Origin of the sequence: uncultured Friedmanniella sp. (assembly GCF_964244285.1) — a bacterium.
GTDB lineage: Bacteria > Actinomycetota > Actinomycetes > Propionibacteriales > Propionibacteriaceae > Microlunatus.
Window position 1 is genome coordinate 878897 of sequence record NZ_CAXTHT010000001.1, and the last position, 10076, is coordinate 888972.

General features: G+C 71.7%; 10 protein-coding genes. 1 reads left to right on the top strand and 9 read right to left on the bottom strand.

Going from position 1 to position 10076, the window contains the following annotated elements; translation table 11 throughout:
- Positions 1 to 5 precede the first annotated feature (5 nt).
- From ACFE7W_RS04170 to ACFE7W_RS04205, 8 genes are all read right to left on the bottom strand, one after another.
- A complete protein-coding gene (locus ACFE7W_RS04170) occupies positions 6 to 839 on the bottom strand; it encodes an alpha/beta fold hydrolase (RefSeq protein ID WP_375423495.1) in 834 nt (277 codons plus the stop codon).
- Between the two features lie 52 nt (positions 840 to 891).
- Positions 892 to 1392: a MarR family winged helix-turn-helix transcriptional regulator gene (locus tag ACFE7W_RS04175; protein WP_375423496.1), complete on the bottom strand. Its 501-nt coding sequence runs from the start codon at positions 1390 to 1392 to the stop codon at positions 892 to 894.
- 58 nt (positions 1393 to 1450) lie between these two features.
- Positions 1451 to 2890: an ATP-binding protein gene (locus tag ACFE7W_RS04180; protein ID WP_375423497.1), complete on the bottom strand. Its 1440-nt coding sequence runs from the start codon at positions 2888 to 2890 to the stop codon at positions 1451 to 1453.
- A 10-nt stretch (positions 2891 to 2900) separates the two neighbouring features.
- Positions 2901 to 4595, bottom strand: coding sequence for an FAD-dependent oxidoreductase (locus ACFE7W_RS04185; RefSeq protein ID WP_375423498.1), 1695 nt, complete (start codon positions 4593 to 4595; stop codon positions 2901 to 2903).
- A complete protein-coding gene (locus ACFE7W_RS04190; protein WP_375423499.1) occupies positions 4592 to 4855 on the bottom strand; it encodes a UBP-type zinc finger domain-containing protein in 264 nt (87 codons plus the stop codon). The genes ACFE7W_RS04185 and ACFE7W_RS04190 overlap by 4 nt, the downstream gene beginning before the upstream one ends.
- 179 nt (positions 4856 to 5034) lie before the next feature.
- The gene (locus tag ACFE7W_RS04195; RefSeq protein ID WP_375423500.1) at positions 5035 to 5304 is read right to left on the bottom strand and encodes a DUF4031 domain-containing protein; all 270 of its coding nucleotides are present in this window, start codon (positions 5302 to 5304) and stop codon (positions 5035 to 5037) included.
- Positions 5301 to 6017: a copper homeostasis protein CutC gene (locus tag ACFE7W_RS04200; RefSeq protein WP_375423501.1), complete on the bottom strand. Its 717-nt coding sequence runs from the start codon at positions 6015 to 6017 to the stop codon at positions 5301 to 5303. The genes ACFE7W_RS04195 and ACFE7W_RS04200 overlap by 4 nt, the downstream gene beginning before the upstream one ends.
- A complete protein-coding gene (locus ACFE7W_RS04205) occupies positions 6014 to 7171 on the bottom strand; it encodes a dipeptidase (RefSeq protein WP_375423502.1) in 1158 nt (385 codons plus the stop codon). Before ACFE7W_RS04205 ends, ACFE7W_RS04200 begins: the two co-directional genes overlap by 4 nt.
- Positions 7172 to 7251: 80 nt before the next feature.
- On the opposite strand from ACFE7W_RS04205, the gene ACFE7W_RS04210 reads away from it, so the two are divergent.
- Positions 7252 to 8571 carry a hypothetical protein gene (locus ACFE7W_RS04210; protein ID WP_375423503.1) on the top strand — a complete coding sequence of 440 codons (1320 nt, stop codon included), beginning with the start codon at positions 7252 to 7254 and terminating at the stop codon, positions 8569 to 8571.
- A gap of 69 nt (positions 8572 to 8640) precedes the next feature.
- On the opposite strand, the gene groL is transcribed toward ACFE7W_RS04210, so the two are convergent.
- Positions 8641 to 10076: chaperonin GroEL (groL, locus tag ACFE7W_RS04215; RefSeq protein WP_375423504.1), on the bottom strand; the 1436-nt coding region annotated here is incomplete at its 5' end.

Sequence of the window (10076 nt, forward strand, 5' to 3'; positions counted from 1 at the left end):
GCCGTTCAGCCGGCCAGGAAGGCCAGGAGGGCGTTGTTGAACTCCTCGGCGTGGCTGACGTTGAAGCCGTGCGGGGCGTCCTTGACCACCACGAGCTTGGCGCCGGGGATCGCCTCGGCGGAGCGCTTGCCGCTGACCTCGAAGGGGACGATGCCGTCGGAGTCGCCATGGATGACCAGGGTCGGCACGGTGATCGCGGCGAGGTCGGCGCGGAAGTCGGTACGGCCGAAGGCACCGATGCAGTCGAGGGTGGCCTTGGCCGAGGCGACGGAGGCCAGGCTGATCGCGTACTGCCGGGTCGCCTCGCTGACCTTAAGCTTGCGGCCCGCGCTGAAGAAGCCTGTCGTGAACTCCTCGAGGAAGGCGGGCCGGTCCGTGCGCACGCCGGCTTCGAAGCCCTCGATCGTCGCGTCGTCCAGGCCGCCGTCGGGGTTGTCGTCGGACTTGTAGAGGTACGGCGGGACCGCGCCGGCCAGCACGGCCCGGCTGACGCGCTCGGTGCCGTAGGTCGAGAGGTACCGCACGACCTCGCCGCCGCCCATCGAGAAGCCGACCAGCGTGGCGTCGCGGACGTCGAGGTGGGTCAGCAGCGCCGCGAGGTCGGCGGCGAGGGTGTCGTAGTCGTAGCCCTCCCAGGGCTGGCTCGACTGGCCGAAGCCGCGACGGTCGTAGGTGATGACCCGGTGGCCGGCCTCGACGAGCGGCCCGACCTGGCTCTCCCACGAGCGACCGCTGAGCGGCCAGCCGTGGATCAGGACGACGGGGGTGCCGTGGCCCTGGTCGGTGTAGTGCAGCTCGATCGCGGTGCCGTTCTCCGTGCCGATGGCGACGGTAGCCATGCCGTACTCCTCAGGTTCCGGGGGCAGACGCCCCGAAAAGGGTAGCGTGCGACTAAATGGCGCTCGACTCGGAGTGTGTGGTGCTCGCCCGTCGGGTGGCTGCGTCGAGCTGGACGGCCAGCGTGCGTAGCGCCTCGGTCAGCTCCAGCTGGTCGGGCATCTCCAGGCCGGTGGACGCGCAGATCTCCCCGGCGACGTGGGACGCCTCCTCCTGCATGGCCCGGCCACGATCGGTGAGGTCGATGATCATCAGCCGCTCGTCGGTGGTGGCGCGCGTCCGGGTGACCAGACCCGTAGCCTGCAGGCGTTTGAGCAGAGGGGACAGGGTGCTGGAGTCCAGGCTGAGCCGTTGTCCGATGGCACTCACCGAGCTGGGGCCGTCCTCCCAGAGCAGGACCATCACGAGGTACTGCGGGTAGGTCAGCCCCAGCCCGGCCAGGGTCCATCGGTACCGGCCCGTCATGGCCCGGGACGCGGTGTAGAGCGCCAGGCAGAGCTGTTGGTCGAGGCCGAGGTCGACCGATGGCCCGGCGGAAGGCGGGGGGGAGGTCATGCCTCAGGTTAGTCCAGCGACGCCGCGTGCTGCAGTCGTTCCATCGACTGGGAGGTCGTCATCGGCCGGCTCCCGGATCGGTCAGCGGCAGCCGCACCTGGAAGCGGGTGTCTCCTGGTTCCGAGACCACCCGGAGATCGCCGCCGTGCCGCTGGGTGATGACGCGGTAGGAGATGTCCAGACCCAGGCCCGTCCCCTCCCCCACCGGTTTGGTGGTGAAGAACGGCTCGAAGATCTTGGTCTGCAGCTGCTGGGGCACCCCGGCTCCGGTGTCGCCGATCTCCACCAGCACGCACGACTCCTCGCGGGTGGTGCGGACGGTCAGCGTGCCGCCCCCGGGCATGGCCCCGATGGCGTTGTCGATCAGGTTCGTCCAGACCTGGTTGAGCTCGGCCGGGTACGCGGGGACGCGCGGCAGGTCGGGGTCGAGGTCCTTGACCAGGACGACGCCGGCCTCCTTGATCTTGTGCCCCAGCATCACCAGGGTGGAGACCAACCCGTCACGGAGGTCGACGTCCTGGGCGGTCGCCCGGTCCAGCTGCGAGTACTGCTTGGCCGCCCCGACCAGGGTCGAGATGCGGGTCGTCGAGTCCTCGATCTCGTTCATCAGCTGCTCGGTGTCGAGGGCGTAGGCCACCCAGTGGATCCCGTCCGAGAGCAGGTCGGGCGGCATCGTGTCGGAGATCTCGTCGAGCAGGTCGACGTTGACTCCCGCCGCGACCAGGGTCGGGGCCAGGTCCCAGGCACCGGCCACCGCGTGGTCGTCGAGCCAGTCGCTGAGCGCGTCCTCGGCGTCGCTGACCGCCATCGGCGAGAGCTTCTCGGCCTTGACCATCTGCTCCACCGCCGACTCCTGGAGGTCGGTCAGGGCGACCAGCGCCTGCGGGTCGACGCTGCTGCTGGCCAGGTGGGCGAGCTTGCGGCGCATTCGGCTGACCCGCTCCCGCAGCGCCGCGGTGGCGCGGACGGCGGCGGCGGCGGGGTTGTTCAGCTCGTGGGTGAGACCGGCGGACAGCCGGCCGAGGGAGAGCAGCCGCTCGCGCTGACCGACGATCAGCTGGCTGGAACGCATGCCGATCGTGAGGCCCTCGAGCATGTGCATCGCCATCGGGAACCAGGTACGGATCTCCCGGCCGTACTCGTCGGCGTCGATCACCCAGAACTCGGCGTCGGTGACGGCGAGGACGCTGTTGAGGTACCGGGACCGCTCCTCGCTGGGCATGAACGCCTGCGTGGCGCCGGAGTAGACCCCCCGCTGGGAGGTGCGGCTGATCTCCACCTCGGTGCCCTCGACACGGCGTCGCATGCTGATCGTGCCGCTGAGCAGCACGAAGAAGCAGGTCGCCTCCTCGCCCTCGGTGAACACGTTCGTGCCGGCCGCACGGCTCTCGGTACGACCGCGGGCGCTGAGCCAGTCCAGCTGCCCGGGATCGAGCGACTCGAACAGGAACAGCGTGCGCAGGTCCTCTGGGCCGAGCGTGTCCGGGGTTGCGGTCATGGGGTGCTCCTCACTGCTCGGCCAGGTAGCGGTGGACGAGGGTGACGGCCAGGGCACCCTCCCCGACTGCGGAGGCCACCCGCTTCACCGACTGCGCCCGGACGTCGCCGGCCACGAAGACGCCGGGGACGCTGGACTCCAGCAGGTACGGGTCACGCTCGAGGTCCCAGCTCGGCGGCGGCTCGTCGCCGGCGAGCAGCTCCAGACCGGTGACCACGAACCCGCTCCGGTCGCGGACCACGGTCTCCGGCAGCCAGTCGGTCAGCGGCGCGGCGCCGATGAAGACGAACAGGTGGCCGGCGTCGACGACCTGGGACGTGCCGTCGGCGTGGCTGAGGGTGACGCACTGCAGCCGGTCCGTCCCCGCGCACTGCCCCACGACCGTCCGGGTGCGGACCTCGATGTTGTCGATGGCGGCGATCTGGTCGATCAGGTAGCTCGACATCGAGCGTTCGAGCGACTCCCCGCGCACGGCGATGGTCACCTTCGCCGCGTGCCGGGCGAAGAAGACCGCGGCCTGGCCGGCGGAGTTGGCGCCGCCGACGATGATGACGTGCTCACCGGCGCACGCCTCGGCCTGGGTCGCGGCTGAGCCGTAGTAGACGCCCCGGCCCACCAGGTCGTCGGCGCCGTCGGCCTCGAGCTGGCGGTAGCTGACCCCGGTGGCGAGCACCACCGCGTGGGCCAGCACCGAGGTGCCGTCGTCGAAGATCACCCGTCGGGCCGGCCCGGCGACCTCGAGCCCGGTGACCGTACGGGCGGTCAGCAGCTCGGCGCCGAAGCGCAGTGCCTGCCGTCGGGCCCGGTCGGTCAGCTGGCCGCCCGCGACGCCGTCGGGGAAGCCGAGGTAGTTCTCGATCCGCGAGCTCTGCCCGGCCTGGCCACCAGCCGCCTCGCGCTCGACAATCACCGCCTTCAGGCCCTCCGACGCCGCGTAGACGGCGGCACCGAGGCCCGCGGGACCTCCGCCGACGATGACCACGTCGTAGAGCTCGGCCTGCGGCAACGTGCTGAGCCCGACGGCGTTGGCCAGCTCGAGCAGGGTGGGCTGGACCAGGGCGGTGCCGTCAGCGGTGATCACCACCGGGGCCTGGCTCGCCTCGGCGCCGGCCGCGGCGAGCAGCCGGCGGCCGTCGGCCTCCTCGACGTGGTACCAGCGGTAGGGCACGAGGTTGCGGGCCAGGAAGTCCCGGACCTCGTAAGAGGCCGGCGACCAGGGGTGGCCGAGGATCTTGATCTTGTGCTCGGCCGGCTTGCCCTCGCGCTCCCAGGTGGCGAGCAGCTCATCGACCACCGGGTAGAGCTTCTCCTCCGGCGGCTCCCACGGCTTGAGCAGGTAGTGGTCGACGTCGACGACGTTGATCGCCGCGATCGCGGCGTTGGTGTCCGCGTACGCGGTGAGCAGGGCCCGCCGCGCCTGCGGCACCAGGTCCATGGCAGCCTCGAGGAACTCGACCCCGTTCATCCCCGGCATCCGGTAGTCGGCCAGGATCACCGCCACCTGTTCCCCGCGCAGCACGACCTCGCGGATCAGCTCGAGCGCCTCCGCTCCGGAGTCGGCGCGCATGATGCGGCAGCGCGAGCCGTACTGCCGCCGCAGGTCCCGGGCGACCGAGCGCGAGACGGTCGGGTCGTCGTCGACGGTCAACAGGATCGGCCTCGAGACCCGTTCCCGGGCCCCGCCGTCGGGGAGCTCTGCCGTCACGCACCGACCTCGTCCACGTAGCACCAGCGCCAGGTCTCCCCCGGCTCGGCCGAGGTGATGACGGGGTGGCCGGAGGCATGGGCGTGAGCGGTGGCGTGCCGGGCCGGGGAGGAGTCGCAGCAGGCCACGTGGTCGCAGGTCAGGCAGCGCCGTAGGTGAACCCAGCTGCCGCCGACGGGGACGCAGTCGGCGCACTCGTAGGCAAAGGTGCCGGGCACGGCGGTGAGGGGGAAGGCGTCGAGATCGGCACAGGCGGCCATGAACGTCCTTTCGTCGACTCCATCCTGCCGCGCGCGGGCCAGGACGGCGAGCCGCTCATCCGAGGGCGAACAGGTCGACTCGGAGGTCCCCTGAAAAACTCACACCAGTTGACGCCTGCCATCCCCCGCCACGCTCACCACCACGGGCTGTCGGGCAACTGGTGTGAGTTTTTCAGGGGTCAACCCGCGAGCCGGGAGATCTTGCGCCGACGTAGCCCGGACGCGGTCAGCCGAGCGACGACCTCCCGCGAGCTGACCACCGTCGCACCGGCGGCCACCACGGAGGCGAAGCGCTCGTCGACCACGTCGTAGTGGTCGCGCTCGAAGGCCCGCGGCGGCAGCCCCACCGAGGCGGCGAAGGCGTGCAGCTCCTCGTACGAGACGTCGCTCACCAGGTGTGACCAGAGCCGGCCGTGGCCGGGCCAGGTGGGGGCGTCGACCAGGATCACGGGCTTGCGGGAGCCGGGTGCGCGGCGACCTGCTCGTCCACCAGCGTCCGCCATGTCCGGACCAGCTCCGGGTCGACGTAGGCCTTGTACTCACCCAACGGCCGGGCCGCAGAGCCGATGTGGAACGCGCGGACGCCGGCCCGGACCAGCCAGGGGACGTGCTCGGGGGCCAGTCCGCCGCCGGCCATGATCACCCCGCGGGCGAAGTCGTCCCCGCGGGCCCGCTGCACGAGCTCGTCCAGCCCTTCGGCTACCCCGCGGGCCGAGCCGGCGGTCAGCACCGCGTCGAGCCCCGGCAGGTGCCGCAGCTCGCGCCAGGCCCGGTCGGTGGAGATGCAGGCGTCCACCGCGCGGTGGAAGGTCCAAGCGCCCTCGCGTTCCCCGACCAGGGCCAGCACCACGTCGACGTCCACCTCGGTGTGACCGTTGAGGAAACCGAGCACCAGCCCCGCCGCCCCCGCATGGTCGTACGCGCCCGCGATTCCCTGCAGCCGGACCAGCTCGCCGCCGTCGGTGCCGAAGCCTTCCCGCAGCCGCAGCATCACCCGCACGGGCAGACTGGTCGCGGCACACACCTGCTCGACCACCCCCGGTTCCGGGGACAGGCCGCCGTGCTCCATGCTGCCCACCAGCTCGAGCCGGTCCGCGCCCCCGTCCTCGGCGCGGCTGGCGTCCGCGGCGTGCCGGACGATGACCTCGAGCAGCCCGCTCACGTCGCGTCCGGGCGCCCGTCGAGCTGATCGATCGTGGCGATCGACGGCGGCCGCTCGTCGCGGAGCCGGAACGAGACCTGCTCGGCGTCGTGGAAGACCCGGACGATGTTGCCCGACGTCAGCGCGGCCAGATCAGGCTCCGACCAGCCCTTCAGCCGCAGCGCGTCCAGCAGGACCGGGTAGGTGGAGACGTCCTCGAGACCGACCGGCACCGAGGTGACCCCGTCGTAGTCACCGCCGAGCCCGACGTGCTCGATCCCGGCGACCTCGCGCAGGTGCTCCAGGTGGGCGACCACGTCGTCGACGGACGCAGGCGGCTGCGGCTCGGGGTAGCTCGCCCAGAAGGCGTCCATCGCCTCCAGGTCGCGGGCGTCGACCCCGGCCGTCTCGGCCGCGGCCTGCGCCTCCAGCGCCCAGGCCCGCACCGTCGGGCTGACGAAGTGCGGCACGAAGGTGGCCATGCAGATCCCGCCGTTGGCGGCCAGCTCGGTGAGGATGTCGTCGGGGACGTTGCGGGGGTGGTCGCAGACCGCCCGCGCCGAGGAGTGGCTGAAGATGACCGGCGCCACAGTGGCCGCCAGCGCGTCGTGCATGGTGCTGGGCGCCACGTGGGAGAGGTCGACGAGCATGCCCATCCGGTTCATCTCCGCCACCACCTCGCGGCCGAACGCCGTCAGGCCGCCGTGCACCGGTTCGTCGGTGGCCGAGTCGGCCCAGGCGGTGTTCTCGTTGTGGGTCAGGGTCAGGTAGCGGACGCCCAGCCGGTACAGCGTGCGCAGCGTGCCCAGGGAGTTGTTGATCGAGTGCCCGCCCTCGGCGCCCATCAGGCTGCCGATCAGGTACGGGTCTTCCAGGGTCGCCTGCAGCCCCTCGGCGCTGGTGACCAGGGCCAGGTCGGAGACGTAGCGCTGGATCATGTCGTAGACCGCGTCGATCTGTTCGAGCGTGGCGGTGACGGCGTTCTCCCCGACCAGGGTGCAGGGCACGAAGACCGACCAGAACTGGGCCCCCACCCCGCCGGACCGCAGCCGCGGCAGGTCGGTGTGCAGCTGCGGCTGCGGCTGCGCGATGTCCACGGCGGCGAAGTCGTATCCCACCTTGCGCATCGCCCACGGCAGGTCGTTGTGCCCGTCCACCACCCGCAACGTGCTCACAGCGACCCCTTCCGGCGCTCGGTCGAACTGCCGTCACCCTAGCGCCCACGCCGGCTGGGCCCCGGACCTACGCTGACCGGGTGGCACAGCGGCTGCTCGGAGTGCTGGGGCTCGTCCTGGCGCTGGTGCTGGGCGGCTGCACGTACTCGCGCCAGGAACCGGGTCTGTTCCGCACCCGCAGCCCCACGTCGACGCCGCTCCCGCCCGCGCCTCCCGCACCGCCGACGGCTTCGGTCAACCCGGAGCTCCCCGTCGCGGGCGAGACGGTCTGGACCAGTGGGGAGGGCGTCGGGCTGACGGCCCGGTTCGCCGTGCACGCCGTCCGCCGCATCCCGGGGGCCACCGTGCTGGACTACTCGGTCACCCCGCTGACCGCCCCCGGCCTGCGCGAGGGCGACCCGCTACCCGGCCGGGTTGACCTCGGCCTGACCCGGTACGTGGGCAACACCGTGGCGATCTGGCTGCTCGACCCGACACACGACCGGGTCTACACCAGCCTGGCCCACGAGTCGCGGCGGGAGCTGAACCACTGCCTGTGCACCCCGTTGTGGGCCGATCAGTCGACGTTCCGGATCGGTCAGACCTCGCTGCTGCAGAGCACCTTCCCGACGCTGCCCCGCGGGCTGCGGCGCGTCGATGTCCTGCTGGCCAACCAGACGCCGGTCGCCGGGGTGCCGGTGACCCCCGTCGGCCAGGTGCCGACGGCGAGGGCGGGAACCGAGACCGACCTGACCCGGCCCGCGGCCGCGGCCAGCCCGGGGCCGCTGCGCACCCTCCCCGTGTCCGGCCTCGGACCACAGTCCCGGGTCCAGATCGGCCTGGACGCGGTGCTGGCCGGGCCCGGCGTGACGGCCCTGCGCTGGCGGATCAGGGCCCCGTCCGGGCTGGACTACCGCCTCTACGTGCTCGGGCCGCCGGTCAGCGCTCCCCTGCCGGAGGCCGTTGCCGTGCCGGCGCTCAACTCCACCGACGGCCCCACGCTGCAGCTCGCCGGCCGCCGGACCACCCTCGCGGCGACCTGGCTGACGCGGCAGCTCAACGGCCGACCTGGCTACGAGTGCGCCTGCAGCGAGCTGGACCTGTGGGCCCGGTCGCTGTCGCAGCCCGGCGGCACCATCTCGGTGACCACCCTCTTCCCCGGCCTGCCCACCGGCACCCGGACGGTACGGGTCCAGGTCCGCGGCCTGGCACCCGTCAGCCTCCCCGTCACCGACCTCCCCGATGCCGGGCGCCGGCTCGGAGCGCCGGTGGCGGCCGCCGGACCCAGGTGGGTCTACGCCTCGGACGCGCCGCCCCCGGCCCGGACCGTCGACGAGTGGCCGACCCCGCTGCCGGATGAGTGGCAGCTGCCCGACTACCGCGGCTCCACCGAACGCGTCGGCCCCCTCCCGCACGCCTGAGAACGCACGAGGGGCGGCCCCTTGCGGGACCGCCCCTCTCGGACGTGCTGAGCTACGAGCTGCCTGGACTCAGAAGTCCATGCCGCCCATGCCACCGGACGGGTCGCCGCCGCCAGCCGGGGCAGCCTTCTCCGGCTTGTCGGCGATGACGGCCTCGGTGGTGAGGAACAGCGCGGCGATCGACGCGGCGTTCTGAAGCGCCGAACGGGTGACCTTGGTCGGGTCCGGCACGCCGGCCTCGAGCAGGTTCACGTACTCACCGGTAGCCGCGTTCAGGCCCTCGCCCGCGGGCAGGCTCTTGACCTTCTCGACCACGACGCCGCCCTCGAGGCCGGCGTTGATGGCGATCTGACGCAGCGGAGCCTCGACGGCCACCTTGACGATGTTCGCGCCGACGGCCTCGTCACCCTCGAGCTCGAGGGTCTCGAAGACGACCGCGGCGGCCTGGACGAGAGCGACGCCACCACCGGCGACCACACCTTCCTCGACGGCAGCCTTCGCGTTGCGGACCGCGTCCTCGATGCGGTGCTTGCGCTCCTTGAGCTCGACCTCGGTGGCCGCGCCGACCTTGATGACAGCCACGCCGCCGGCCAGCTTGGCCAGCCGCTCCTGCAGCTTCTCGCGGTCGTAGTCGGAGTCGGAGTTGTCGATCTCGGCCCGGATCTGGTTGACCCGGCCCGCGATGGCGTCGGAGTCACCGGCACCCTCGATGATCGTGGTCTCGTCCTTCGTGACCAGCACCTGACGGGCCTGGCCGAGCAGCTCCAGGCCGACGCCGTCGAGCTTGAGGCCGACCTCCTCGGAGATGACCTGGCCACCGGTGAGGATGGCGATGTCGCCGAGCATGGCCTTGCGGCGGTCGCCGAAGCCCGGGGCCTTGACGGCGACGGACTTGAAGGTGCCGCGGATCTTGTTGACGATCAGGGCGGCCAGGGCCTCGCCGTCCACGTCCTCGGCGATCACGACGAGCGGCTTGCCGGCCTGGATGACCTTCTCCAGCAGGGGCAGCACATCCTTGAGGTTGCTGACCTTGGAGTTGACGATCAGGACGTACGGGTCGTCGAGGACCGTCTCCATGCGCTCGGTGTCGGTGACGAAGTAGGGCGAGATGTAGCCCTTGTCGAACCGCATGCCCTCGGTGAGCTCGAGCTCGAGGCCGAAGGTGTTCGACTCGTCGACGGTGATGACGCCTTCCTTGCCGACCTTGTCCATCGCCTCGGCGATGATCTCGCCGACCGTGGCGTCCCCGGCGGAGATCGAGGCGGTGGCCGCGATCTGCTCCTTGGTCTCCACGTCGGTGGCGGTGGCGGCCAGCTGCTCCACGATCGCGGCGACGGCCTTCTCGATGCCCTTCTTCAGGCTCATCGGGTTGGCGCCGGCGGTCACGTTGCGCAGGCCCTCGCGGACCAGCGCCTGGGCGAGCACGGTGGCGGTGGTGGTGCCGTCGCCCGCGACGTCGTCGGTCTTCTTGGCGACCTCCTTGACGAGCTCGGCACCGATCTTCT